This window comes from Rhodoferax sp. RT5P35, from assembly GCF_056521385.1.
Genome location: NZ_JBWMAX010000003.1, coordinates 402724 through 426094, shown reverse-complemented (window position 1 = coordinate 426094; position 23371 = coordinate 402724). Strand labels below are relative to the sequence as shown.

The following is a 23371-nucleotide window of genomic DNA, read 5'->3' as shown; positions in this document are numbered from 1 at the left end:
TGCTTTATATGGGATAGAGGCCAATTTCATCAATATTTCAGCTCTGTAGACTTGCCCCAGAAAATCCGGTACGCAAACACCGTGTAGGCAATGATCACCGGCAGCACCACGGCCACGCCGTAGAAGATCACCATCAGTGCCTCAGGCGAGCTGGCGGCCTGCCAGATGGTGATTTGGTCGATGATGAGCCACGGAAAGATGCTGTAGGCCAGGCCATAAAAAGCCAGCAAAAAGATGCCCACCGTGGCGCCAAACGGCACGCCGATGCCGTACTCGTTGCCCTGCGCCAGCCGCACTGGCAAGCGGCCCAGGCTGCGCCAGATGGTGTAGAACAGCACCAGGGTGGCCAGGGGAATAGGCAGCAGCAAAATCACGTTGGGAAAGCTGAACCACTTCAGAAAGATGCTGTGGCTCACCCAGGGTGTAGCTACGGAGATGGCCAGCACGCCCAGCCCGGTCATCCACAGGCTGCGCCGCGCCCAGCCCACGGCCATCAGCTGCAGCGCACCGTCGGTCTTGATGATCAGCCAGCCCGCGCCGAGCAGCGCGTAGGCGGCTAGCAGGCACAGGCCGATCAGGCTGCTGAACAGCACGCTGGCCGTGTCATTGACAAAACCGGTGATCATCGAACCCAGCATAAAACCCTGCGACCAGCCCGCCAGCACCGAGCCCACATGGAACGCCATGTTCCATAGCCGCTTGTGCTCGTCGCGCGCCTTGACGCGGAAATCAAAGGCCACGCCGCGCAGCATCAGCGCCACCAGCATCAGGGCCACAGGCAGGTACAGCGCGCCCAGAATCATGCCGTGCGCCATAGGAAAAGCCACCAGCAGCACACCCACGCCCAGCACCAGCCAGGTTTCGTTAGCATCCCAGAACGGGCCGATGCTGGCGACCATCGCGTCTTGCTGGGCGTTGTTGGGCTTGCGCAGCAGAATGCCCACGCCCAGATCGTAGCCGTCCAGAATCACGTAGGCCAGCATGGCCAGGGCCATCACCAGCGCGAATACGACCGGCAGCCAGACGGCGGGTTGGCCGAAGTTGTTGATCAGGTCAGGCATGTTGGCTCTCCATACGGCGGTCAATGTGCCCAGTGTGGGTGGTGCCAGGCTGGGCGTGCAGCGTGGCCTTTGTGGCCATGTGGAACACCACCGAGATGTAGGCTGTGATCAGCACCGCGTACAGCAGCAGGTAGACCACCAGGGTGCTGGCAATCGCGGCAGAGGGCACAGTGGAGGCGGCTTCGGCCGCTGTCATCACGCCTTGCACCAGCCAGGGCTGACGGCCGATTTCGGTGACGTACCAGCCCGCAATCAGCCCCACCCAGCCGATGAAGGTCATGGCTACCAGGCCCTTGGCCAGCCAGGGCCGGGGCTGTCCCTGGCGGCGCAGTTGCCACACGCCCGTCCAGCTCGCGGCCAGCATCAGCAGGCCCACGCCCACCATGATGCGAAAGGCGAAGAACACCGGGGCCACGGGCGGGTGCTTGTCGCCAAAGGCATCGATGCCCTTCACCTCGCCGTTCCAGTCGTGGGTCAGGTAGAGGGAGGCCAGCTTGGGGATGGCGATCTCGAACTTGTTGCTCTGCGTGGCCGCGTCGGGGATGCCGAATAGCACCGCCGATGCGCCACGCTCGGTCTTCCAGATGCCTTCCATGGCGGCAATCTTGGCGGGCTGGTGGTGCAAGGTGTTCACGCCGTGCATGTCGCCCACCACGATCTGCACCGGGATCAAAAAGGCCGCAATGGTCAAACCCGTGCGCAACCCGGCCATCACCTCCAGCCCGCGGTCGTTTTTGAGCCAGCGGTAGGCGCTGATGCCGCTCAGCAAAAAGGCCGATGTCAGCCCCGAGGCCAGCAGCATGTGGCTGAAGCGGTAGGGGAAGGAGGGGTTGAAAATCACCTCTAACCAGCTGGTTACGTGGGCTTGGCCGTTGATCATTACAAAGCCCGCCGGGGTGTGCATCCACGAGTTCAACGCCAGAATCCAGAACGCCGACATCGTGGTGCCCGCCGCCACCAGAAAGGTGGCCGTGGTGTGCATGCGCTCACTTACCCGGTGCCGCCCAAACAGCATGATGCCGAGCATGGTGGCCTCTAGAAAGAAAGCCGTCAGCACTTCGTAGGCCAGCAGTGGCCCGGCGACATTGCCCACCTTCTGCATGAAGCCCGGCCAGTTGGTGCCGAACTGGAAGCTCATGGTGATGCCGCTGACCACGCCCAGCGCAAAGGTCAACGCAAAAATCTTCACCCAGAACTGGTAGGCATCCATCCAGTGCGCTGCGCGGGTGGCCGTATACCGGGTCTTGAAATAAAACAACACCCAGCCCATCGAAATGCTGATGGTGGGAAACAGGATGTGAAAGGTCATGTTGGCCGCAAACTGGATGCGGGCCAGCACGACCGGGTCGAGGGCTTCCATCATGTGGCTCCTTCCGAGGGCGAAGTTTTAAATACTTTCTTGACCCGCTCTTTGACTTCGAGCAGCTTCTTCACCTGCGAACCCATCTTCAGCAGGCTGGCCAGCGAGGCGGAATCCATCTTTTGCACATCGTCCAGCCAGGACGTGCCCAGCTCGATCAGGTCGTGCATTTCCTTCATGCGCGACTGGGCGTGGATGTCTTCGGCCAGCGCGGGCCGCTCCATCAGCGCCTCGCGCAGCATGGTTAGCGTGGGGTCGATCTCGCGCTTGCGCCGCTCGGCCGCCAGGGTGCGAAAGATGGCCCACACGTCGCCGGGGGTTTCAAAGTATTCGCGCCGGTCATTGGGCAAGTGGTGCAGCCGCACCAGGTTCCAGGACGACAGCTCCTTGAGCCCCATGCTGACGTTGGAACGCGAAAACGCCAGCCCTTCGGCAATTTCATCGGCGTTCAGCGGCTTGGCCGACACAAACAGCAGGGCATAGATTTGCCCCACGGTGCGGTTGATACCCCAGCGGCTGCCCATTTCGCCAAAATGCAAAACGAAGCGCTGGGTGAGGGGAGGCAGGTTCATAGTGCTGGTCTTTCTGAATTTTCAGTATTTTATGAAAATTCAGAAACTACAGCAACACAGGGACATAAAAAACCCTTTGACTCGGTGGAGTCCAAGGGTTTTATGGTGTGTGGTGCCCGAGGCCGGAATCGAACCGGCACGCCTTGCGGCGGGGGATTTTGAGTTGCTGTATGAGGTGCTGTGTCTAGGTAAGCGGTGCGATGCTGAGGAAAGGTTGACGCAGTAAAAGTTAGGTGCAAATTGGTAGGTTCGCGAAGTTCTGAGAAATCGCTGAAAACTGGCTGCACCGCGACCGAAGACACACATGAACGTCATCAAACGCGAATATTAAACCGTGTAAAAATTAACTCACTTAAAACAGGCTGAAATTCGAAAGGTGAACTCTGCCGCCTTCCCAGGCGCGTACCTTTTTACTTAAAAAACCTGTAATTACTTCTAGTCGACTTGATACAGATTCTGAATCGATACTGCTAATTTCTGAAATACGAAAGTTTCCTAATGAACTCGTAGAAGTGCCCAGCCTAACCCCGCTTTGTTCACTCAAAATCCAGCGATCATGAATTGGGTGATCTCCATCGTTGTTTACTCCTATTACAGAAATCTCAATATCTGAGGATGTAACATCGCAAATAGAATGCCAAGCACTAGTGAATGCTGCCTCAAAATTATTATCGGGTACAAGTTTTTTGAGATGTCGTCTACCCGCCAAAACCCTAAGACTTGATGATGGTGCTATTTTTGCCATCTCGAATAACAAGCCTAGATCGTCAGGGCCAAAATATGGGTCCGAAATGTAGATTGTCTGGCCGTCGTTGGATCGAACCCATTCGAAGATAGACGAGAGAGCATCATCTCGCCCCCCCGGCTTTATCAAACCGCCTTTATGTAGATTTCCTGACCCCAATGTATTTAAACTTCCATGCAGCAATGAAAGTACAAGCTCCCCAGCATTAAGAGATGCCTTAAAAATGCTCTGGATAGCCTTATCCCCCTTGGAGTTAGGTCCAGCCTTTCTGATAGAGTTTTCAAGCATCCAACTCCAAATACAATACGAGCTTTCGAAGGGCAAGGAAGGAGCCCTTGAGTTTAACTTCCTAAAATCTTCAATCGCTCTCGGTGCAATCCGATTTGCATTCAATGATCCAAGGTTTCGCATTGACAATTCGGCAATGTCATTGTCAGATTCTTCGTCCAACTCAGCTTTGTCAGGATCAGCTGCCGCCTCCTTCTGTAAGCGCTTCAATTTGATTCTTGCCTCAAGAGCGACCCTATCATTTTTTCTAGCCCGATCTCCGTCTGCTAAATCTATGAAGGTTTCCGCCAAATCAGGGTCGATATTAAAAACTATGTCTAATAATTTTCTTTTGCGATCATAAATATTAACGTCTGGGCCTACGTCCTTGGTCAGAGTCATTCCTTGCCGTGCTAAAACGAGGGAATGCTTTTTATCAAAATCTTCGAGGATGCCAGCTATCCATGCGTATCGATCAATTTGATCCAAAATGGTTGGAGCAAGCAATACATCCTCTTTAATTTTCGTAAGCCAGTCTTCAGGAATTATGTTGGCTTTAGCTCTTGCACCTACCGCAACGAAAGCAGTAACTACTGCACGATCCGAAACATTTTTAAGACTTCGGGCATCCGCATAAAGTTTTTTCCAAACTTGCGGATTTACAGATAGCTCAGAAAGTTGACGGGCGCGGTTTATCAAAGCAAGACTCGAAAATAAAAATCCGGAGTGGCTAATATTTTTAGGATCAGGAAGAAGTTTATTGCTTAGATCCTCAAGCTTATTAAGAAATTCTGCGACTTGAATTCGACGAATTTTTCTTTCATTTTTTCTTGCACATAAAGAATAGGTAAGTGCTTCCAAAACACAAAAAATCGCTGAATCTGTCGACATTTTACTGATCAAGCCGATAACGCTGGTCGCTGTGTCAGAATCAAGTTCATATCCCTCACTGTCGGGATCCTTATAAACATCCGTGTTTGCAATCTTTCTGAGTAGGGTAAAGCAAATTTCTGAAATTGCGGCATCGCGGCGAGCGGAGGAAGAAATCTTCTCAACGGTGAATTGCCCTGTCGATTCATGTACTAAGAAAATAAAAGGTGCGGCGTGAGCTAGCGTTAATTCGTTACCAAATTTCTCCTCATCGTCGTCATCGACTGGCAGCATTGGTTCCACATATCGTTTACAGATATGGCGGGCGAGTTTTGGTTTCCCGGTGAAATGTAACCGAATACCAAGTTCGCACCACATGAGTAGGCGTTCGTCCGGCACAGCCATAGCTGAAATCAAATTGACAATTTTCAAAAATTCTTCATCAGGTTCATCGCTGTCTAGGGCAATGTATGAATAAGCTCGCACGCAGAGGCTTGTAATAAGCTTTATTACATCGTGCAGTGACTCAGAAGGCGCTTTAGTCGAGGTTTGCTCTTCGATAACTTTTTTAAACCATTCTTCAGCATAATTCTTATCATAAGCATAAGTGTCCCTGACGAGGGAGTATCCCAAATCCCATTTAACCCAGTCAATGGAGTTTGAATTCCATGCAAGAAGTATTTTTTCTTTAAGTATGGAGAGCTTTGATTCATCTTTGAACGTTAAAAATTCAATTTGAATTGCATGCCGCAAACCCATAAATCGGTAGTTTGCTATATTGAGTTTTCGCCAAAGGGAAGTAATTGCTTGATTGCATTCGCAGACTCTCTTTGTTTTCAGGTGGTCAACCACCAAGGACATCCCGTGCAGAATCGATGTTGCACGTAAATTATCATCACTTATTTTCTCGATGCACTTTAAGATAGGACCTGGGTTGGTTCGAAAATGCATGAGTTGAAAAAGTTCACCCATAAGAAGAGAGTATGCTGAATCACGACGACTCTCCGTGTTTAATGAGGAACATACTTGCAGTGCTAACTTGACATCTGCTCTTGCTAATGCAGGTAATGCAGTTTTAACTGATGAAAAATGGTCAGCTGAATGCATTAAAAGCAATTCTATTGATTGCATTAGCACCGTTGTTGTGCTCGAAATCAGTGATGTTTTGTTTTCTAGCGCTTCCCAGTCTGGAAACTGCTTTAAGGCATGCAGCATCCAAGACAAACAGGTGCTACGCATTCCAATATCTTCTATTTTTTCTACTTCAAGAAATGTATCAAGTAGACTTAATTCCGCCTCAGCAGGTGAAATTCTATATTGAGGCTCTAGCAGAAGCATTCTCAGCCGAATAGCCTCAACTGACGTTCCCATAAAAAGGTCGGTTGCTACTAGTGCCTTAATTCGCTTACTTAGCTTGTCGGCTTCTAACATGTCTTTAGTGTTTGGTAGGACAAGCGCGATTGCTCGTAAGTCCTCTATTCGTGGAGATCGAGTTAGGTCTCGTATAATTACATCGATTGCTGCATTTGCGACAGCATATGCTCCTGGATCTCCGCGCCTCCGACCGATCCATTCTTTCAAAAAGATCAGGTCACTCGTACTTTCGGGGGACTGTTGGAGACGAGCACAAAGATTCTCTGATGAAGTCCTGTCTACCATATGTCCGATAATTTGAGAGAATTTCTTATGTTGTCTTTCAGACATACGTAGTTCGATGTGTCGCTCTTCGCCTAAAGTAGAATTCTCGATTGAGTTTTCCTCGGCTTTATCCTTATTAACTGAGGGCGTTTTTTTTGAATCTTTATCTTTTATTGTTGAATTGGCTTTGTTAAAAAGATCTACTGCTGCCTCTAAATCTACTACTATTAAATCACATGCAATTGGAATTGCAAGGCCTCCAAGAGTATCAATGGTAATGTTGGATAGAAGAAGTTTGATGTGATCTCGAATAGAATTCGGAATTAATTTTCTTTCGTCAAATAATGCTTTTGCTGTAGCGCACAAGTATTTCAAGCGCTCCTCATTGGTTGGCGCTGCTAGGGATATTTCGATTGCATCATCAATCTCACCCATACCAACAAGGGCCTCTATCCTGCTTTGTGAGCCCACCGAAAGCGTAATTCCTCCAACTACACTTTTTCCCATTCCAAACTGAGCAATCAAGTCGTCATTACATAAATTTCGAGCAGCCTTTAATCCCAAGTCGAAATTCGACTTTAACGCCCTTAATGATTTTTCGGTATTTAGTAGTCGACAGAAATGACTTGTATCAAGTCTTTTAACTAAATCATCGTATCGTCCCGTATTCATGAGTTGCACCGGAAGGTAGCGATCGGATTCAATAGATTCCGGTTTGGCTAGTAAATCGCTTAATAAAATAGCTTGTACTTCTTCTTCAAGTTTTTGGAGTTTTTTGCGAAGAAATATTTTCTGGACATTTGATCTAATTGAGATCATGTCAGACGTGGAATCATGATCAATAAAAGAGTTTTTCTCAAGAAAATTTTTCAATATATTTGAATCTGTATGCGTGTAAACTGCTAATCTTTCGAGAGAAATTGGTCTGTTGGAAAAACACAGGAACGCCACTTGTGTCTGATTTACTGAGTTTCCCGCTAGGCTTGCCCACTCCATTTCCATTAAATCTTCCAGATCTCCATGCTTATCTGATAGGATTTCATCTAACGATTTTCCGGTAGTTTCTAGAATCGACTTCAGCTTCGTCATTCGCCCGATAGATCCAGAGCAAAATTTCCTGATATCCGCGATATCTTTTGCTGAGATGTTTTTTAAACCTGAGAAAAGCTCTACCGCTTCTTCTTGTGCAATTTGAATCAACGGAATAGCCTTGAACGACTTGCACCGACTACGAATATCTTCTTCAAGATCGACAGGTCCTGAAATAAGAAATCTGAAATCTTGTTGTCCAAATGGAAATAGATCTAAAATTTCAGCTTTTAATCGACTTTCCGGTGCATTTTTTTCTGCAAGTCCATCAAGAACAAATGTGATTGGTTTATGCTTTGCAACTTTTGTAGGCGATACAGCATGGCTTTGTACTGAGCCGAATCAACTGAATCAAAATTTCCTGCTGAATTATTAGTTATCCAATGTATTTGCTCCGCTAGCACTATCCGGGAAAACTCTGGTGAATAAAAATATGTGTCTCCTGCAGAAAGAAAAACACCGACGGAATCTTGTGGGTGCCTTCTCATGAAACTGGCAAGTAACTCACTTTTGCCACTTTGAGTCTCACCCTCAATAAAAATGCATCGTGCTGCATCTTTAAAAACTCTGTCTATGTGTTCGAAGAGATTGTCTCGTGCGATTGTTTTTTCTGGTAATTTTGGGAAATTTCGGCAGAAATCTGAGGTGCCCGTCTCTAAGACTATATTGTTTTGCATTTAGGTACTAGATTGTTTTTCGGTACGGAACGCGCCGCTCCACTTGCTCAATTTTTAACTCGAGCGTATGGATTGGCGACATTGCCTAAAAAATATGGAAGGCTTTTCACTTCAGTAGGACGTTGAACGACACGCGTTGCATGCTACCCATATTTTTACGATTTGATACAGCGTAAGGCATAAAAGTTAATTTCTATACAACATTTAAAGTTTGATTGACCTTTCCTGCGCGTTATAGAACTCTCATGTACACCCTACTGGTCCGTGCCTGTAGGCAGCGTGAGCGACACCGGTCAGATAGGCAAGTAGCCAATTCTCGTGATTGACGTAAGCCTCGCACTAATATGCACTTGTTGGATGGCCTGGAGCCGCATGCGCTTTCTGGATATGTTTTTGCCTCTGTATGAAGTCGATTGTTACGGTCCGAGTCTCCTAGGGAAGTCTTTCTACGCCGTTCGGTTCTTCGCTGAAGTGAAGGTGTTTCCTTTGTCAACGTAAGGCTGAGCAGGGACGCTTTCGTTGAATGAGTCAAAAGATCGTTTATGTGACTTGCAGTCGCGTCCGGCAGAGCCTTGCCTTTGTGGCGCATACTGAACCATGCGAGCGTGCACGCAGGCTTCTCCCTGATGAGAACTTGCTCGTCACATAGGAAATCGGAATCGAGTACGCCAATTCCATGAGAGATTTGCAAAGCGGGAATCGTGCGGGACTGTGGCGCAATTACTGCGATGATCCTGGGTTTTGTGCGGGCTGTGGCTTTCCCGTTTCCCCAATGAAAAACCCCTTGACTCGTGAGAATCAAGGGGTCATCGAAGTAAGCCGTGGTGCCCGGGGCCGGAATCGAACCGGCACGCCTTGCGGCGGGGGATTTTGAGTCCCTGCGCCGTTTGAGGATGGGCGGACCTCGCGGAGTGATTGCTTCCGCATGATTTTGCGTGTCACTGCAATTTTTCTCCAATGGGCTGAGCCCAATGCGGAAGCGTTTTTTTACCGAACTGCCTTCAATTCTGACCCCTTTGTTCGGTAGTGCCGCGCCGTGAGTGCTTTGCTGCTGTGCTGTAGAAGCTTACTGGCCTCGTCCATGTCTTCGGCCAGGTCGGCTGCGCGCTTGCGGGTGTCGCGCAAGTACATGGCCTTTATGTCGTCGGCCAGCTTGGGATAGGCAGCAGCGGCTGCAATGCGGGCCGCGTCGTAGCGGCTGCGCAGCATGCCTGCCGACACCGCACGCCCGGTGCTGGTGGTTAGCAGCATGACCGAATCAGCCGCACCGCGTCGCTGGATCAGCGCCGTAAGCACGGGCGATTTCTCGACCACAAAGTAATCCCACTTGCCGGTTTTCCCCGAACGGAACCGCAGCCGCCCATCCACCGGCAGGCGCACGGTGCGTGCATCGGTCAGCCGCATGCCGGTGGTGGTCGCAATGTCCATGCAGTCGCGCAGAACCTGGTCAGCGTGGGCGTAGACCGCATCAAACAGCTCTGTGGTGACCTCAAACTCCCGAGCCTGCTCTGGGTTCTTCCATCCCTTAATACCCGCCGCTGGCCAGGGCTTTTCTGTCATGCCCCAAAGCAGCGCCTTGCCCCAGATCACCGACAACAACGCCAGTTCGCGGTTGCCTTGGGTCTTGGCTGTGCGGCCGTCAAGGTACTGGCGGAGCACCTGCAGCGTGACCTCGTGCCAACCTGCTGCGCCAAACACGGGCTCAAGCTGGCGCAGGTTTTTGGTGTAACCCTTGCGGGTTTCTGTCGACGTGTAGGTGGGTAGGATTTTCTCGACAAACCGGTCAATGGCCTCTTGAATGGTGCCGCGCACCTTGGGAGTGATTTGCGTCAGCCGGGTCCATTCCAAAATAGCCGCGTCGTAGTCGTTGCCCAGGCGCACGTCTGGCTTGCCCGTGCCGCGCATGTCCAGCCAGTAGCTGACCCATATTTGCCCACCCTTGCCCTTGCGGGCATAAGTGCGCAGACGGGGATACTTGTTGGGCTTCACTTCACCGCCCGCAGGTTGAGCCCTGTGGGCACGTAGGCGCGGCCTTCCAGCCACGCCTGGACGTGCAGGCGCGACACGATTACCCGCCGCCCATCTACCCGGTGCGGGATAGCCCGGCTCTTGAGCCACTCGCCTTGCTGGGTTGGGCGGGCGTAGCCGGTGAGGTGGTGCATCTCAGTTGCATTCAAATATTCGGTCACGGTCCATCCTCCTTGTGCGCATCTTCTGTGCGCATGGGTTGTGCGGTAGCAGCTATTGAAGTAATAGCCTTAATTAACAGATTCGCGCAACTCTTTGCCCTGAGTGAACCGGGCGGCACGCTTGGCTCTGATCTTGATCACGGCTCCGGTGCGTGGGTTGCGGCCCAAACGTGCCGGGCGCTTCACTACATCAAATCTCCCAAAACCCAAAATAGCCACGCTACCGCCGCGCTTCAAGTTGTTTTTGATGGCTTGCAGCGCTGCATCCAAAGCTCGTTTTGCTACGGCCTTGGAAATGTCGGCATGCTTTGCCATGTGCTCAATTAATTCAGATTTATTCATGCTCATTTGTTGGTACCGGTTAATTGCAGATTACGCTATCTGCTATAAATAAGATAGTAAAAGGTCAGGGCCACCGTGCGGCATAGGTGGTGCGCCTCTAGTACAAGCCGACTTGCGCGCTTCCCTGGTAAAAGTTACGCGGCCTGCTTGGCCTGCACGTGCTGAATGTGGGCCACCAGGCGCATGCACATCAGCGGAAAGCTGTGCTCGTGGTACACGCCATGAGCGCCAACCTTGGCCGCTGGTTCAAAGCCCAGCGAACGCAGAAAGTCAGCCGACAAAGCGAAGCCCAGGCGCTCGGCGATGGCTCCCAGCTTGAGCGTGGGAGTGGCGCTGGCTGTAGGCGCTGGCACCGCGGCGCGCATGGGCACCACGTTGGCCGCAGGCGTGCCACCTTGCCGCCAGTGGTCGAATTTATCTTGACTGCCTGGTGTAGAGAGTTGCGCTACAGTTTTGGTAGCTACCTGCGCAAGTGGGTTGTGCGCTGGCTGCGGTTCTGCCGCCTTGGCGGCGGCCAGTTTTGCCTGTTCCATAACCGCTCGGGCGGCTTCCGTCTTGCGGGCCAGCTCCAGCGCGGCCTGCTCTTCCGCCTCTGCTTTGACGCGGGCCAGGCGAGCGGCCTCGGCCTGTTGCGCTTCAAACTCAGCACGCTGGCGGTTGAACTCAGCTTGCTCGGCGGCCATCTTGTCTGCAGCAGCTTTCTGCTGAGCTGCCAGGGCATCCGCTGCATCTTGTAGGCGCTTGGCCTCGGCGGCTTGCTGGGCTGCTACCTTTTCGTTTTCTACTCGCTGTGCCTCGACACGCGCATATTCATCTTCACGGGCCTTGGCTGCATCGAACATGGTGCGCATTGCCACCAGAGTTTCAGCTTTGACGGTAGCGGCTTGGTCGGCAAATTCCTCCCAGGCGGCAGGCTCAACCGGAATGGCTTCCACTGCCGCGATGCCGTTGGCAATGCGGGCCGAAGGGAGACCTTGTGCTTTGGCGACACAGCCGCGCATGGTGTTCAGTCGTGCAATGTAGCCAGCCACGCGCTCGGCTTCAATGCGGTCCCGCTCGGCTTTTTCGTCGGCCCGGCGCTTCTCGTCGGCATTGATCTGGGCATCAATCGGGGTTTCGAGTGCTACGATTTCGGCAGTGATGCGCTTGGCTTCTGCGTCAATCTTGGCCCCGAACTCCAGCGCAGGGGCCTTGAACTCTTTGCGCTTCTTTTCCAAACTGGTGCGCAGTGTCACCAGTTCCAGGCGGCCAGCGCGTGCCGCCTTGTCGCCCGCCGTGGTGGTCAGGTCAAACAGCACGCCTTCATACTTCGTGCGCAGGGTGGCCAGCGCTGCCTCGGTCTTGCAGTACTGCACCAGCACTGTCCCGCCGTTGATCTCGGCGCGGTCTAGTACTTCGCTGGCGACTTCAATGGGTTTGTCGATGACTTCGGACATGGTGTACTTTCAAAAATCAAGGGTTTCTGGAATGCGGGCGGCAACGGTCGGGACACTTGGAGCAGGTGTGACGCGGGTGACGGGCTGCGGCATCGTCTTGAATGTCATGCGGTGGTGCACGCTGCGGACCTTGAGCACGTCATCTGGACAATAGGCAGTGACTTCGGCAATGCGGCCATCGCGCACAGCAGGCCAAACCATGGAGCCATCCATCGCACCTTTGCCGGGCAAGCCCAGAGCTTTGCAGAGCTTGTCTAGGCTGATGCTGTTGCCCACGCCCGCCCACTGCACCATGGTGTCAAAAACCTTGTCCATCTCCCATGGCTTTGCCAGTGCGGCACGGGCCAGGATGGGATGGGGTCGCACGCCGCAAATAATGCTGCGCTGGGCGATGAAACGCAGATCAAAACCGCTGACATAGTGGCCGACAACGGCCATGCCGACGATGTGCGCATGAGGAACGCAGTCGCTGATGGCCTCATTCAAGGTGCGCAGCATCTTTGCCTCGCTGCCAGGGTCTTGCCAGTCTTTGGTGGTGACGGTGATTACCTCTCCATCGCCGACCGCAAAAGATGCCACCACCACTTCGCCCAAGGTACCGTTCAAAGAGGTCTTGAGCCAAGCTTCTTCAACAGCCGCAACCTTGTTTTCGCGTTCCCATTCGGCGATGCTTTCGGGCTTTTTATACTGACCGGGTGCCGTGATGGTTTTAGCGATTTCCTCGCGCAGTCCGGGCCGCTGACCAGGGATAGTTTCGATATCGAAATAAAGTGCGTTTTCCATGATTTATCCTTGTGGCCATGCGGCGGTAAGAGACTTTTGAATTTCTGGTTTGAGAAGCACCCAAACAGCATCTAAAACAGGCTTTTCCCAGCCCGCCATGGCTTGAGCTGCTCCGGATGCATCATTGGCCGCTACGCCTTTTGCAATGCGCTCGGCGCGGGCCTTGGGTGTCAAATCCATTTCTGGCTCACCAGACTCTCGGCGTGCGGTTTCTTCTGCTGCCCATTGCACATATTTGCTGTCATTCCACATGCCGCTGAAAATGTCACCAGCAAAACCAATCATGCTGAGGCACTTAACCATGCCGTCAGTCACCGACTTTTTCCCGGCATCTTCATCCACCATGTAGGAACCTTTGCTTGTCAAGTAGCAAGCTTTTGTACCCCCCATCTGATCGAATGTTTCAGAACGCTTGCCATCAAGTACGTACCAAATTGAAACAACAGCAACATGCAAAACCTCATGCTCTGTCATGCGTTCAAATCGTTCTGATTTCACAATCACACCCCAGCCGATGCCGATGGGTCCAAACACCTCGGTGGCGCGCTGGATTAGCCAATATGGTTTTGGTGAATCACCCTTGTATGTCTTGCCGGTGATTGGCTTTACCGCATGAGGATCGGTAACTTTTACGCTATCCCATAAAGCTAGGTTGCTCATCTAAAACTCCATTTCTGCATCGTCTGATGTGTTTGTCGGTTGCTGCAAAGGCATGTAACCATCGGTTGCTTGATCAGATTCAATTTGCTGTGATGCCACGGCATCCGAGTTCCGCCAGGTTTGGTGCTGGCTTTCCAGTTGGTCCCAAATTGCATCTTTGGTGCGGCTCATGACGCTTCCCCTATGGCTTTAGCGATGGCTGCGCGGGCGGCATTGATGGATGCAGCTTGATCGTCCATAGCCGCCATGTCGATTTGATAATCCTCACCCCAGCGTAGGACTTCCATGGCGTTGTTGGCCGCTACTACTCGTTGCAGCGCTGCCAGCAGGTCCGGCGCAGCGGCTATTAAGCGGGCATTGGCTTCGCGGTCTGGGTGATTGAGTCCGGGGACTGCAATCGAGGCATCCAGTGCGGCGGCCCGAATGCCCCCGTTGCCCTGCTGATTTTCTGAAAACACTGCATGAAGGCGGACGCCGTCGTCCTGCACGTAAACGGACCATGGCCCCGGCGTGTGCTTGCTCATTTCAGCCCCCCATTTCTACAAACCAAATGGCCCGCCTTCGTTTCAAAAAACATAGCAGCGCTGCCATACAGCGCAGTGCATTGGTCTTCGGCAACTTGCCGTTGCGCGGCCCGCTGTGCATCGGTATCAACGTCCATTGGCTCGGCATCCCAGCCAAAGGCTGCGGGCAGAGTGAGGGCTGCTACGATGAGCAGCACGCCCAGGGCGGTGTAGGTGCGGTTCATGTCGCGCCGCCTTTTGCTGGATCTTTTATTAAGCCGCGCCATGTGACGTTTCTGCCATACATGTCCATGGATTTAGAAAGGCCCTGACCAGGTTGCCTGGAACATGTCAACCAGTAATGGCCATTCCAATATGAGAAATTGTTTCCTGTCCAACTAGGGCAATAAACAGAATAGCAACCAACCCTTGCAGGTTTTATGCTGACAGGAAACCATGGTGTTAATTGCGCGCTCATGCTCTTTGCTCCAGGCTCTCGCCGGCGAGCTGCGCGCCGTCTGCTATTGCGGTAGCGGGGAGGGTGGTGGCTATACTGTTTGTAGGTTTGATGCCGTGAGCGGCTTCAATGGCGCGGGCTATGCCGATCATGTCATCTGACCACACATGACCAAATTTAGCGGTCGCATCGGCAAGTTCCCTGTGGGTCAGCGGCACCCGCTGCACCTCTACTGGCTGCGCGACGATTTCAGTCGCCAAACTTTCCATGTCACCCTGCCGGAACGACCACTCAAGATCGCCGGATGGCGTTTCAATGACAGCGCAATACAGGCGCGCAAGTTCAAGAAATGACTGAGCAGATGCGACCCACGCCACCGGTTGCGCACTCTGTTGGGGTGGCTGGCGCAAATTCCAAGTTGCAATTGCAGCGTCTTTTAAATAATCTTCCACTGCAACGTTGCACGTCAGACAACCAACGCGGAAAATCTCTGCACCATCAAATCTGCGAGATTTAAAAAGATTGACGCTCATACAAAACGGGCAGGGCAGTAGCTCGCCACCTTGCACCCCAGGTGCTGGCACTACCGGGGCTGCATCCGCTTCTGCCGTAGCAGCCAGCTCAGCATCTACCGATGCGCACCAAGCGGGCGAGGGGATAGTGGGGTTCATAACGTCACCTTTGTTTGATGTTGACGATCAATCTGCCGGGCCAGCGCACGGTCGTGGTACTCGCGCTGCTTGCGTTCATCGGGCGTTTCGTGGCGCTGCAAGTTTTCGCGGGCGATACGCTGGCTGGCCGCCACTACTGCGGGCGGGGGCGGGATGTGTGCTCTGAGCATGTGGGGCCTATCGTTGGGCGTAAAAAAACCCGCTGGGGCGGGCTGGGTGGTGGGCTGATGGCCGATCAGGATTCGTTGGTGATAGCAAGCAGCTGCTGCAGCTTTGTATCAATCCCCGTCAATGCCATCTGGTAATCGGCCATGAGCTTTTTGCGTTCTGCGGTCAAGCTGTCAACTTTAGCGTCCACCATTTCCGTGGGTGAGAGCAGTTTGATGGTGATAGTTGCCTTCCCAGCGCGGGACCAATCTGAGCACGACATATCGTGATTGGAATAAAAAAGCTTAGCCGCCGCACCGTCTGGGTTTTCTGCGATTTCTGCTGGGCCGTAATGGCTGCCAGAAAACCACGCATCAACGGTGCCGGTAATCGTCTTGGGAATGGTGTTCATTTCAATCTCTTGTTGTTGAGGGGGGTGGGCTACTCGCTGCACTGGTGCGCTCCACCGGGAACCCCCAGCGGCCAGCATTGGCTTTTGCCCGTAAATGAAGATGGAAGCCCAGCTATCGGAAACCAATTAGGGCGAATCGAACGGCCCATCTGCAACCTGCTCACTGGCCTGTGCTCCGCAGCACTCACTGAACAACCATCAAGTAAGCGGCCACAAACATAGGCAACGCAATTGCCCTGCTGCCGATTGCGATTCGTTTGGCCGCTTACTTGATGGCCCCATGCTATTTGTTTCAGCGTGGGACGCTCTACCGAATCAAGATTAGTCTTGAGCCCGACGCCATCCTTCCGGAGTGTATTCACGCTGCCTGCGAATTTCGTAAATTCCAGATGGGATGCTGATTGTTTCGTGTGTGTCATGATTACGAAGATGGCGAATCAACGTCTCCGTCTTGTCCGACGCTTCGATTACTTCAAGGTAGCTCAGCAATGGATCTTCAGTGTCATATACCTTTACGTGTGGTGCTTCAGTGATGCAATGATGGTGGCCGGTTTCACTGTGGGCTACTATGTAGATGCCTTTTTCGGCAGTGACTACCTTGACGGAGGCAGGCAGAGAATCTACGCGACGCATCATGATGTCACCCTGTGCCGCATTGAGTTTAAAAGTCTTCATTTTCAGTTCCTTGGTTAGAAAAAATTCACTATTTTTATTAGGTTTGTTTTGAAATAAAGCTGTTCCTTTTATGTACGCACTTCTGGAAGAAGTGTCCTATCCGCTGGAAGTCCATAAGTCCACAAATTTCCTTCCAATGCAGTTTTTATTTCTCGCGGAACAGGTAAAACAATATTTGTTCGTCCAGTTCCGCAAGTCACTTTAAGAAAGCGTTCTTTTCCAGAATCAGGAAGGTTTACCTCAATTAGGGTGCCTACTTGATTATCTTCATCTTGATCAATCACATTTGCATTTAGTTGCTCTAGTATTGAACTCCACCCGACTATTTCGCAGGCCGCGCGTCGCTGCTCCATGTTTTGCCAATTCAATGCTTCTGCTGCTGTCGGCTTCTTTCCAGTAAGCCATTCATTCGGAATAGAAGTCCCATGCCAGTGATATAACGACCAGCCATCGCGATAGGCAATGCTTGGGCCATCAGCACAGTGCAATCTACCCATATCGTCCCGATGTAAAAATAGTGGTCGATCACTTATCGATAAAACGTTCTCATGCCACCATACCCATCCACATGACTTTGTTAAAGTCTCATCAAGAGAGAATGCATCAAGTGTGGAGTTTTTCCATTCCATCACGTCGCGTAGAAAACTTATATAGGCCGACCATCCAGAAGTAAACAATTGACCTCCGCGGTAGTTGTAAATAGCATTTCCGACCTGCGACTCGACCTGCGACCAGACCTGCGACCAGACCTGCGACCCGACCTGCGACCAGACCTGCGACTCGACCTGCGACCAGACCTGCGACTCGACCTGCGATTCGACCTGCGACCCGACCTGCGACCCGACCTGCGACCAGACCTGCGACCTGACCTGCGACCAGACCTGCGACCCGACCTGCGACCTGACCTGCGACCTGACCTGCGACTCGACCTGCGATTCGACCTGCGACCAGACCTGCGACCTGACCTGCGACCTGACCTGCGACCTGACCTGCGACCAGACCTGCGACCCGACCTGCGACTCGACCTGCGACCCGACCTGCGACCTGACCTGCGACCTGACCTGCGACCCGACCTGCGACCCGACCTGCGACCTGACCTGCGACCTGACCTGCGACCCGACCTGCGACCCGACCTGCGATTCGACCTGCGACCCGACCTGCGACCAGACCTGCGACCTGACCTGCGACCCGACCTGCGACCTGACCTGCGACCAGACCTGCGACCCGACCTGCGACCCGACCTGCGACCTGACCTGCGACCTGACCTGCGATTCGACCTGCGATTCGACCTGCGACCTGACCTGCGACTCGACCTGCGACCTGACCTGCGACTCGACCTGCGACCTGTTGATCTCACGCAACATTACCCAAGCTAAAGCCCCGCCTAAAGTGGCTCCATAAGGACTGCCCATGCGCAAAATTACTGTTGGACGTTCAAGATTGCAGAGTTTGTAGGCTTTAAGAGCTGCCTCAGTTGCAGCATCAAAATCTGCCGGATCGGTGGACAATCCAATCTCAATCCATTTTTGGGACCACTCTGCAAAACGGGCAGTTTGTTCAGGTGTGATGGTGGTAATTTTTTTCATGATCAATCGTTTTTTGGTTGTGAAATTACAGAAACTTTTTTGAAGACTCTGTGGTTTTAGCCCGCGTTAGCAGGCCGGTGGAGTTAATCGGGGTGAGCTAAGCACTAAGTAGTGCGAGCTTTTTGAATGAGATCGCGTAATTTAAAAAGGCTGTCTGCAACGTCGGCGGTTGTTGTTCTTTCGACGCCTGAAGGCAGATCTGCTCGAATCAACCGCTCAACTAAATATGTAAAACTATCTGCTTCAGTTGCAATATTCGGCGCAGCGGCCATTAGTCGGGCATCTTCAAGTGTTCTTGCAACAGCGATGCCGTCGCGCGCTGCGCTGGTAATGTGCCAATACACGCCGCCGCCCAAAGCTTTTCTCACCGCCCACGGACCAGGCGTTAAACCTGTCCAGACAAATTCTTCATTGGTTTTTTGCTTTTTCATGCCAGCTGCTTTGCTGCCCAAACTTCGGCATTTTTAAGAGTAAAGCCCGACCAGCGCAGGTTTGTAATATCTGCACCCTGCACACCATTGCGCGCATTAACGTAAACGTTTGCAAAAGCCCTATCATTTTTTACGTTAATCACTACTGCGCGATTACCTTTGCTCTTGACGACTTGCATGTTTTCTCCTCGTTAAACCCAAACCCTGCACGCAATGTTTGGGTTTTGCCACTCGTGAGAATGGCTAAATTTGTGCTGCGGTCACAGTCGGCAGCGTACTTTCACCCTCGGGCTAGAGTGGCGCAGTACTTGGTGTCTGCTCAGCTAGGGAACTCCGTCGCTGCACTCATCTAAGCCGTCATCGCGTCTTGCTCACTGCTTGGTAGCTGTTTTGCTGCGATGTAGTTACTTTAGCAAAAGAGAAACATAAAAACAAGCATTTGCGAAAGTATTTTTAAATAATCTGTATTCATCCTCAATATTGATGAAGCCCAGGCGTAAAAAAACCGCCTCAAGGGGCGGTTGGGGGGGGGTGGGCGGTTGAGTGCTAGAACCAGTGGAACCCCTTGGCCATCAAGCCGGCCAAGCCTAGGGCCACTGCTATGATGGCTCCAAAGGTCAAGCGGAAATCGGTGGTGCGGATGGAATGAATCTCCCCGCGCAGCGTGCGCACGTCATCGCGCAGCTCTTTGACATCGCGCTGAATGTATTCGGCGGCGGTTTCTAACTTTGTGATGCGGGCTTCCATGTTGCCATTATCAGGCGGTTCGCCGCCATTGTCACGGGCGCGGGCATTGGCTTTAAAAGAGCCCGTATGCACATCACCCATGCGTCACCCCGGCAAACACGTCATCAAAAAGCTCCAGGTAGCCGCATGTAGGGCAGACGTAAATGCTTATCGTGAACCCCGTATCGTGCACCTGAACCGGTGAGGTGTCGTAGTCTGGCGTAGCTGCATAGGCAGGCAGCAGAAAGCCTACCGCACCACTGGCCGGGCTGTGAAAGATCAGGCGGCCATGGCCATACCGGCACGAGGGATTGGTTATCTCAGTAATCATTGGGGTAATCTTCCTTCAACGGCCCTTAACATCCCTTGCGCTCCCACTTGTCCTTCGCCTTGCCCTCTGTAACAGTCTGCCACTGCATATTGACTGCAGCATCAACGCCGCCGCACGCCAACGCCTTGATATGGTCGATCACGTAGCCAGGGCAGGGGCTTTTGGGCTCGCCCGTAGCTGGGCAAGGCTGCTGGCGCTTGAACTCTACCTTAGCGCTTGTGCTGCGCTTGATTCGTGCGTCAGCCTGGAATGGGAGTAAGGCGGCCAAGAAGATCAGCCCGGCCAAGCCGCAGCGGGGGGTCATTCTTGTCCCGCCTTTTTCCGCTCGTAGATCACGGCCGCAATCCGGAAGACGCCATCTTGGCTGAGCTTGGAAGCGCGTGGACCATACGCTCGAAAGTTGATGTTCATGTCCTTTGGTGTAACGCGGCCGTTGGTCCCGTTGAATATTTTGGTCAACTGATCGAACGTTTCGCGCATCTCCGCGGGGCGGGTTTGGCCTCGAGCCTCTACAACGTTCATTACCTGGAAGGCGATCTCGCGCGGGCTATCAGGACTCCCTTGGGCGGTCATGACAAAGACGACTTTACACAACATCCGCAGCAAGCCAACCGGCGGCGGGCCGCCCAGGGCTGATTGCATTTCCCGGCACACTGCCGCCTGATCCTGCCAAGAAACCCCGGCAAGGTCTCCGGTTTCATCCCGCACTTTGTTCCACTCGCACGATCTGACGGGTGACAAGTTTGCATCTGGGTCTGCCGCATAAGCGCAAAGACAAAAAGCCGACAACAAGATAGCCAAAAAACTCTTCATTTTGTCCTCTGATGGTTCCCACAGTCCGCGTGGGCGCGGTTTTAACGTGTTTCCCCAAAATCCCGGCTGTGGATCATGGTGGCCAGCTCGTCGGTCAGGGTGCCGACCATGCCCCGCGCAAATGTGGGATTGCGAAAACAGTACCCCGCTACGTTGGTGAAATAGCGGTTCTTTTTCATCGTGCAGCCGTAAGCCATACCCGTTATTTCTCCAGCGCGGGCTAACTCAAGAAGCGTTTCCAGTGCCTCGATGGTATCGCGGCTTACAGAGTCGGCAATTAGTCGGTAGGGCATGTCACGCCCCTTTCTTCCGACCGGCCTTACTGGCACCAGGGATAAAAGCGTGGGGTGTCTGTTTCTGAACCAATAGCATCTGCATGGGGTCCCTGGATGTTGGTAGTACGGGTGAGTCCTCCATGGCATCCCTCGGCGTGAGCATGCCATCCAGCTTTGCTGCGTTGCTTACAGCCAAGCCAGGAGTTTGAATCGCCTCTGCGATCAAAGAGGCCGCCGCCCCCCTTGCGCCTGGTGTCAGCGTTTCCAGTATGTTTGCCAATTGCATTAAAAGATCTGACGCTGATACAGCCGGGGCATCATTTTTGATCTTCGCCAGGAGTGTCGGTGGTTCATCAAACCAATCTGGATCTTTTCCCGTCAGATCTACAAGTCTTTTGAGAGCCTTGTCGCGCAAAGCCCTGTAGCCAGTAAACCACTGGTTCACTTGCGCCATCTTTATGCCTGTGTGACGCTCAAATTCCGATGTCTTGGCGTTGTATTCGGTGTCAATAAGCGACTCCAAGCGGTCCAGCCGTCGCGCGACGATTGGATCAATCTCTTTGGTAGAAGTGGGGCGTTTCATTGGACTAAAACTTTAGCACTTGCAACTTTCGCAAAAGCTCCATATACTTTCGCAAAAGCGAGAGCAATATGAACCTGCAAAGTTATATCCAGACAGACCGAGGCAACGCTACCAAGCTTGCAGCCTCGCTGTCTATTCCCCCATCGTACCTGTCTCAAATGGCAACTGGCGAGCGCGCCATATCGCCAGAACGGGCGCTGGCTATTGAAGTTGCAACGGGAAGTTCTGTTATGCGTCAGGACTGCCGCCCCGACGACTTCTGGCGCATCTGGCCCGATCTGGCCCATCTCGCCCCCACCCCCCAAAGCCCAGCAGATCAGGGGGCCTGATTCATGACCAACTACCAGGAATGGATCAACTGCACGATTGCCGCGATAAATGTCGCGGTCGCAATCGCAAACGTGATTAGCCACAAACGGTACTGTCGTTTGTCGGCCTCCTTGGCTGCCAGAGATTCCGAGCGCACCTGCGCCAAGAGTTGCTCCAAATGCGCCACGGTCTGCCGTGACAGAGCTGGCAATGGGGATACACGGATATGCGGGTCTTCGAGTGACATGGTTACCTCCTTGGCCGATGGTTCCTTGATTGTCAGCAAGGACAAGTAAGCCATGCAGACCCCACAAAGCCAAACAGAGCAGGGAGTCACCCATGCGTGACCACATAGCCAGCCTGCTCCAGCTAAAACGCAACTCTGAAGCTATGAGTAATGCGCTTCTTGCGGCGAATCGACGCGCCATTAAGTTGGCCGATTCACCCAAAGTTCCCCGGGAGTTGTTGATTTTTTCCATTCATCGACTGTCGCTTTTTTTTGCCCTGAAGGGGTACACAACCGGCTTCAAAAACCATGACACGACTTGAAGAGCAGGCTGAACTGGCCCTGGCACGTACTCCGGCACGCGCTGACATGCCGATTGAAACGGTCCGCGCCAAGCGCACCGCTGCTGGGGCAATCACCTTGGCCTGCGATGCATCGGGGTTGGAGGACAAAGAGATTTACCTCGCCCTGGAAATTGACGCTGGTTACTTCTCCAACATCAAAAAGGGCAAGGCCACGTTGCAGGCCGATCTGGTCGGCAAGTTTTGCGAGGTGGTTGGCAACACGATCTATCCCGAATGGGTCGCGTACCAAGTCGGATGCACTCTGGTGATGGTCAAGACCGAAGCAGAGCGCCGTGCCGATGCAGAAAAAAAGAGAGCAGACACAGCGGAAATGAAGCTGGCTGTATTGATGGAAACCTTTCGAGTGAGAGCAGCAGCATGACCAACAAGATCTTCAACGACAACAAACCCACCGACATTGATGCAAGCGTGCCCCTTTGGTGCCGCGCAGCTGCTGTACTGGTGCCCACCGCCCTGGTGCTATTTGCCCTGTGGTGCGCATTTCAAATTGGCCGTGCGGTGGGGATGTGACCATGAGCATTTACCCAAAATCCGCTATTGAAGCCAGCGCCCGGCAGGCCGCTGTTGCCTTTGTCAAAGGACAGGATGCGCACTGTCCTTACCCCGATTGGCATGAAGCCGCGACGGTCTGGCGCGATGCTCTGGCCGCCGAGGTTGATCGTCTGCGCGAAGAGGTGGCCGCATGAGCACCGTTAACGCATTCAACTGGCGCGAGTTCACTCAACCCGTCGAAGCCAAGAAGTCGCACCCAGTACGCGGATACGAGCGCCCTGGCTACGTTGAGCCCCGCAAGGTCATCAAGACCGATGCCGCTGGTACGCGCTTGGCGCTGAACAACTCCGGCAAATTAGTGCGCGTCTGCATGGGCTTGCAGAAGCCTAGCTTGACGATTGCCACCCAGGCTGACCGGAAGGTGATCCGCAAGCGTGAGGCGGCTATATGAGAGTGCTCCGTTTCATTGCTTCATGCATCCGTTTGCGCTCTTTTTCTCGCGCCTTGTGGGTTGATGCCTACGACTCCTTCAAACCAAATCACAGCAATAAACAAGCATGATTCAGCACCCCTTGAGCGCAGCATTCCCCGTGATGTTGGAAGAAGATTACCAAGCCCTGCTTGATAGCGTGGCAGATATTGGTGTTCAGAATCCAATTACTTTGCTGGATGGCATGGTG

33 protein-coding genes are annotated in these 23371 nt (G+C 52.9%); 6 read left to right on the top strand and 27 right to left on the bottom strand.

Features of this window, described 5'->3' with window-relative positions; all coding sequences use genetic code 11:
• Positions 1-29 precede the first annotated feature (29 nt).
• The 26 genes from AC097L_RS06475 to AC097L_RS06350 form a co-directional block, all read right to left on the bottom strand.
• On the bottom strand, positions 30-1061 hold the full coding sequence (locus AC097L_RS06475; RefSeq protein ID WP_479585445.1) for a cytochrome d ubiquinol oxidase subunit II: 1032 nt from the start codon (positions 1059-1061) through the stop codon (positions 30-32).
• On the bottom strand, positions 1054-2424 hold the full coding sequence (locus AC097L_RS06470; protein ID WP_479585444.1) for a cytochrome ubiquinol oxidase subunit I: 1371 nt from the start codon (positions 2422-2424) through the stop codon (positions 1054-1056). Before AC097L_RS06470 ends, AC097L_RS06475 begins: the two co-directional genes overlap by 8 nt.
• A complete protein-coding gene (locus tag AC097L_RS06465; protein WP_479585443.1) occupies positions 2421-2993 on the bottom strand; it encodes a GbsR/MarR family transcriptional regulator in 573 nt (190 codons plus the stop codon). Before AC097L_RS06465 ends, AC097L_RS06470 begins: the two co-directional genes overlap by 4 nt.
• Positions 2994-3345: 352 nt before the next feature.
• A complete protein-coding gene (locus AC097L_RS06460; RefSeq protein ID WP_479585442.1) occupies positions 3346-7713 on the bottom strand; it encodes a hypothetical protein in 4368 nt (1455 codons plus the stop codon).
• A gap of 119 nt (positions 7714-7832) precedes the next feature.
• The gene (locus AC097L_RS06455) at positions 7833-8279 is read right to left on the bottom strand and encodes a hypothetical protein (RefSeq protein WP_479585441.1); all 447 of its coding nucleotides are present in this window, start codon (positions 8277-8279) and stop codon (positions 7833-7835) included.
• Positions 8280-9266: 987 nt separating this feature from the next.
• Positions 9267-10268: an integrase gene (locus tag AC097L_RS06450; protein ID WP_479585440.1), complete on the bottom strand. Its 1002-nt coding sequence runs from the start codon at positions 10266-10268 to the stop codon at positions 9267-9269.
• Positions 10265-10468, bottom strand: coding sequence for a DUF4224 domain-containing protein (locus AC097L_RS06445; RefSeq protein ID WP_479585439.1), 204 nt, complete (start codon positions 10466-10468; stop codon positions 10265-10267). The genes AC097L_RS06450 and AC097L_RS06445 overlap by 4 nt, the downstream gene beginning before the upstream one ends.
• Positions 10469-10537: 69 nt before the next feature.
• Positions 10538-10810, bottom strand: coding sequence for an HU family DNA-binding protein (locus tag AC097L_RS06440; protein ID WP_479585438.1), 273 nt, complete (start codon positions 10808-10810; stop codon positions 10538-10540).
• A gap of 134 nt (positions 10811-10944) precedes the next feature.
• Positions 10945-12246, bottom strand: a complete 1302-nt coding sequence (locus AC097L_RS06435; protein ID WP_479585437.1) for a hypothetical protein — start codon at positions 12244-12246, stop codon at positions 10945-10947.
• A gap of 9 nt (positions 12247-12255) precedes the next feature.
• The gene (locus tag AC097L_RS06430) at positions 12256-13029 is read right to left on the bottom strand and encodes a 3'-5' exonuclease family protein (RefSeq protein ID WP_479585436.1); all 774 of its coding nucleotides are present in this window, start codon (positions 13027-13029) and stop codon (positions 12256-12258) included.
• Between the two features lie 3 nt (positions 13030-13032).
• Positions 13033-13689, bottom strand: coding sequence for a hypothetical protein (locus AC097L_RS06425; RefSeq protein ID WP_479585435.1), 657 nt, complete (start codon positions 13687-13689; stop codon positions 13033-13035).
• Positions 13690-13860 carry a hypothetical protein gene (locus AC097L_RS06420; protein WP_479585434.1) on the bottom strand — a complete coding sequence of 57 codons (171 nt, stop codon included), beginning with the start codon at positions 13858-13860 and terminating at the stop codon, positions 13690-13692.
• A complete protein-coding gene (locus tag AC097L_RS06415; RefSeq protein ID WP_479585433.1) occupies positions 13857-14213 on the bottom strand; it encodes a hypothetical protein in 357 nt (118 codons plus the stop codon). The genes AC097L_RS06420 and AC097L_RS06415 overlap by 4 nt, the downstream gene beginning before the upstream one ends.
• Positions 14210-14437 carry a hypothetical protein gene (locus tag AC097L_RS06410; RefSeq protein WP_479585432.1) on the bottom strand — a complete coding sequence of 76 codons (228 nt, stop codon included), beginning with the start codon at positions 14435-14437 and terminating at the stop codon, positions 14210-14212. Before AC097L_RS06410 ends, AC097L_RS06415 begins: the two co-directional genes overlap by 4 nt.
• Before the next feature lie 229 nt (positions 14438-14666).
• Positions 14667-15320, bottom strand: a complete 654-nt coding sequence (locus AC097L_RS06405; RefSeq protein ID WP_479585431.1) for a Lar family restriction alleviation protein — start codon at positions 15318-15320, stop codon at positions 14667-14669.
• On the bottom strand, positions 15317-15490 hold the full coding sequence (locus tag AC097L_RS06400; protein WP_479585430.1) for a hypothetical protein: 174 nt from the start codon (positions 15488-15490) through the stop codon (positions 15317-15319). The genes AC097L_RS06405 and AC097L_RS06400 overlap by 4 nt, the downstream gene beginning before the upstream one ends.
• 65 nt (positions 15491-15555) lie before the next feature.
• Positions 15556-15879: a hypothetical protein gene (locus tag AC097L_RS06395; protein ID WP_479585429.1), complete on the bottom strand. Its 324-nt coding sequence runs from the start codon at positions 15877-15879 to the stop codon at positions 15556-15558.
• 321 nt (positions 15880-16200) lie between these two features.
• On the bottom strand, positions 16201-16554 hold the full coding sequence (locus AC097L_RS06390) for a hypothetical protein (protein WP_479585428.1): 354 nt from the start codon (positions 16552-16554) through the stop codon (positions 16201-16203).
• Positions 16555-16622: 68 nt separating this feature from the next.
• Complete coding sequence (locus tag AC097L_RS06385) at positions 16623-18140, bottom strand: DUF6745 domain-containing protein (protein ID WP_479585427.1); 1518 nt, start codon at positions 18138-18140, stop codon at positions 16623-16625.
• 104 nt (positions 18141-18244) lie between these two features.
• Complete coding sequence (locus tag AC097L_RS06380) at positions 18245-18571, bottom strand: hypothetical protein (protein ID WP_479585426.1); 327 nt, start codon at positions 18569-18571, stop codon at positions 18245-18247.
• A complete protein-coding gene (locus tag AC097L_RS06375) occupies positions 18568-18750 on the bottom strand; it encodes a hypothetical protein (RefSeq protein WP_479585425.1) in 183 nt (60 codons plus the stop codon). The genes AC097L_RS06380 and AC097L_RS06375 overlap by 4 nt, the downstream gene beginning before the upstream one ends.
• Positions 18751-19117: 367 nt before the next feature.
• Positions 19118-19399, bottom strand: coding sequence for a hypothetical protein (locus AC097L_RS06370; protein WP_479585424.1), 282 nt, complete (start codon positions 19397-19399; stop codon positions 19118-19120).
• Positions 19392-19628, bottom strand: a complete 237-nt coding sequence (locus tag AC097L_RS06365; protein ID WP_479585423.1) for a hypothetical protein — start codon at positions 19626-19628, stop codon at positions 19392-19394. Before AC097L_RS06365 ends, AC097L_RS06370 begins: the two co-directional genes overlap by 8 nt.
• 300 nt (positions 19629-19928) lie before the next feature.
• Positions 19929-20441: a hypothetical protein gene (locus AC097L_RS06360; RefSeq protein WP_479585422.1), complete on the bottom strand. Its 513-nt coding sequence runs from the start codon at positions 20439-20441 to the stop codon at positions 19929-19931.
• 41 nt (positions 20442-20482) lie between these two features.
• Positions 20483-20734, bottom strand: a complete 252-nt coding sequence (locus AC097L_RS06355; RefSeq protein ID WP_479585421.1) for a hypothetical protein — start codon at positions 20732-20734, stop codon at positions 20483-20485.
• Position 20735: 1 nt separating this feature from the next.
• Positions 20736-21299, bottom strand: a complete 564-nt coding sequence (locus AC097L_RS06350) for a helix-turn-helix domain-containing protein (RefSeq protein ID WP_479585420.1) — start codon at positions 21297-21299, stop codon at positions 20736-20738.
• A gap of 68 nt (positions 21300-21367) precedes the next feature.
• Here AC097L_RS06350 and AC097L_RS06345 point away from each other — a divergent pair, with 68 nt between their 5' ends.
• On the top strand, positions 21368-21628 hold the full coding sequence (locus AC097L_RS06345) for a YdaS family helix-turn-helix protein (protein WP_479585419.1): 261 nt from the start codon (positions 21368-21370) through the stop codon (positions 21626-21628).
• A gap of 11 nt (positions 21629-21639) precedes the next feature.
• On the opposite strand, the gene AC097L_RS06340 is transcribed toward AC097L_RS06345, so the two are convergent.
• On the bottom strand, positions 21640-21855 hold the full coding sequence (locus tag AC097L_RS06340; protein WP_479585418.1) for a hypothetical protein: 216 nt from the start codon (positions 21853-21855) through the stop codon (positions 21640-21642).
• A 92-nt stretch (positions 21856-21947) separates the two neighbouring features.
• Here AC097L_RS06340 and AC097L_RS06335 point away from each other — a divergent pair, with 92 nt between their 5' ends.
• The 5 genes from AC097L_RS06335 to AC097L_RS06315 are packed head-to-tail and all read left to right on the top strand — an operon-like array spanning position 21948 to position 23142.
• The gene (locus AC097L_RS06335) at positions 21948-22157 is read left to right on the top strand and encodes a hypothetical protein (protein WP_479585417.1); all 210 of its coding nucleotides are present in this window, start codon (positions 21948-21950) and stop codon (positions 22155-22157) included.
• The gene (locus tag AC097L_RS06330; RefSeq protein WP_479585416.1) at positions 22144-22560 is read left to right on the top strand and encodes a transcriptional regulator; all 417 of its coding nucleotides are present in this window, start codon (positions 22144-22146) and stop codon (positions 22558-22560) included. The genes AC097L_RS06335 and AC097L_RS06330 overlap by 14 nt, the downstream gene beginning before the upstream one ends.
• Positions 22557-22709, top strand: a complete 153-nt coding sequence (locus AC097L_RS06325; protein ID WP_479585415.1) for a hypothetical protein — start codon at positions 22557-22559, stop codon at positions 22707-22709. Before AC097L_RS06330 ends, AC097L_RS06325 begins: the two co-directional genes overlap by 4 nt.
• Before the next feature lie 2 nt (positions 22710-22711).
• Positions 22712-22885 (top strand): hypothetical protein, encoded by a 174-nt coding sequence (locus AC097L_RS06320; protein ID WP_479585414.1) that lies wholly within the window; start codon positions 22712-22714, stop codon positions 22883-22885.
• Positions 22882-23142: a hypothetical protein gene (locus AC097L_RS06315; RefSeq protein WP_479585413.1), complete on the top strand. Its 261-nt coding sequence runs from the start codon at positions 22882-22884 to the stop codon at positions 23140-23142. The genes AC097L_RS06320 and AC097L_RS06315 overlap by 4 nt, the downstream gene beginning before the upstream one ends.
• Positions 23143-23371 lie beyond the last annotated feature (229 nt).

Coding starts and splice junctions, on each gene's coding strand:
- AC097L_RS06475 (WP_479585445.1), bottom strand. CDS start 1,061: ATGCCTGACCTGATCAACAACTTCGGCCAACCCGCCGTCTGGCTGCCG.
- AC097L_RS06470 (WP_479585444.1), bottom strand. CDS start 2,424: ATGATGGAAGCCCTCGACCCGGTCGTGCTGGCCCGCATCCAGTTTGCG.
- AC097L_RS06465 (WP_479585443.1), bottom strand. CDS start 2,993: ATGAACCTGCCTCCCCTCACCCAGCGCTTCGTTTTGCATTTTGGCGAA.
- AC097L_RS06455 (WP_479585441.1), bottom strand. CDS start 8,279: ATGCAAAACAATATAGTCTTAGAGACGGGCACCTCAGATTTCTGCCGA.
- AC097L_RS06440 (WP_479585438.1), bottom strand. CDS start 10,810: ATGAATAAATCTGAATTAATTGAGCACATGGCAAAGCATGCCGACATT.
- AC097L_RS06435 (WP_479585437.1), bottom strand. CDS start 12,246: ATGTCCGAAGTCATCGACAAACCCATTGAAGTCGCCAGCGAAGTACTA.
- AC097L_RS06430 (WP_479585436.1), bottom strand. CDS start 13,029: ATGGAAAACGCACTTTATTTCGATATCGAAACTATCCCTGGTCAGCGG.
- AC097L_RS06425 (WP_479585435.1), bottom strand. CDS start 13,689: ATGAGCAACCTAGCTTTATGGGATAGCGTAAAAGTTACCGATCCTCAT.
- AC097L_RS06420 (WP_479585434.1), bottom strand. CDS start 13,860: ATGAGCCGCACCAAAGATGCAATTTGGGACCAACTGGAAAGCCAGCAC.
- AC097L_RS06415 (WP_479585433.1), bottom strand. CDS start 14,213: ATGAGCAAGCACACGCCGGGGCCATGGTCCGTTTACGTGCAGGACGAC.
- AC097L_RS06410 (WP_479585432.1), bottom strand. CDS start 14,437: ATGAACCGCACCTACACCGCCCTGGGCGTGCTGCTCATCGTAGCAGCC.
- AC097L_RS06405 (WP_479585431.1), bottom strand. CDS start 15,320: ATGAACCCCACTATCCCCTCGCCCGCTTGGTGCGCATCGGTAGATGCT.
- AC097L_RS06400 (WP_479585430.1), bottom strand. CDS start 15,490: ATGCTCAGAGCACACATCCCGCCCCCGCCCGCAGTAGTGGCGGCCAGC.
- AC097L_RS06395 (WP_479585429.1), bottom strand. CDS start 15,879: ATGAACACCATTCCCAAGACGATTACCGGCACCGTTGATGCGTGGTTT.
- AC097L_RS06390 (WP_479585428.1), bottom strand. CDS start 16,554: ATGAAGACTTTTAAACTCAATGCGGCACAGGGTGACATCATGATGCGT.
- AC097L_RS06385 (WP_479585427.1), bottom strand. CDS start 18,140: ATGAAAAAAATTACCACCATCACACCTGAACAAACTGCCCGTTTTGCA.
- AC097L_RS06380 (WP_479585426.1), bottom strand. CDS start 18,571: ATGAAAAAGCAAAAAACCAATGAAGAATTTGTCTGGACAGGTTTAACG.
- AC097L_RS06375 (WP_479585425.1), bottom strand. CDS start 18,750: ATGCAAGTCGTCAAGAGCAAAGGTAATCGCGCAGTAGTGATTAACGTA.
- AC097L_RS06370 (WP_479585424.1), bottom strand. CDS start 19,399: ATGGGTGATGTGCATACGGGCTCTTTTAAAGCCAATGCCCGCGCCCGT.
- AC097L_RS06365 (WP_479585423.1), bottom strand. CDS start 19,628: ATGATTACTGAGATAACCAATCCCTCGTGCCGGTATGGCCATGGCCGC.
- AC097L_RS06360 (WP_479585422.1), bottom strand. CDS start 20,441: ATGAAGAGTTTTTTGGCTATCTTGTTGTCGGCTTTTTGTCTTTGCGCT.
- AC097L_RS06355 (WP_479585421.1), bottom strand. CDS start 20,734: ATGCCCTACCGACTAATTGCCGACTCTGTAAGCCGCGATACCATCGAG.
- AC097L_RS06350 (WP_479585420.1), bottom strand. CDS start 21,299: ATGAAACGCCCCACTTCTACCAAAGAGATTGATCCAATCGTCGCGCGA.
- AC097L_RS06345 (WP_479585419.1), top strand. CDS start 21,368: ATGAACCTGCAAAGTTATATCCAGACAGACCGAGGCAACGCTACCAAG.
- AC097L_RS06340 (WP_479585418.1), bottom strand. CDS start 21,855: ATGTCACTCGAAGACCCGCATATCCGTGTATCCCCATTGCCAGCTCTG.
- AC097L_RS06335 (WP_479585417.1), top strand. CDS start 21,948: ATGCGTGACCACATAGCCAGCCTGCTCCAGCTAAAACGCAACTCTGAA.
- AC097L_RS06330 (WP_479585416.1), top strand. CDS start 22,144: ATGACACGACTTGAAGAGCAGGCTGAACTGGCCCTGGCACGTACTCCG.
- AC097L_RS06325 (WP_479585415.1), top strand. CDS start 22,557: ATGACCAACAAGATCTTCAACGACAACAAACCCACCGACATTGATGCA.
- AC097L_RS06320 (WP_479585414.1), top strand. CDS start 22,712: ATGAGCATTTACCCAAAATCCGCTATTGAAGCCAGCGCCCGGCAGGCC.
- AC097L_RS06315 (WP_479585413.1), top strand. CDS start 22,882: ATGAGCACCGTTAACGCATTCAACTGGCGCGAGTTCACTCAACCCGTC.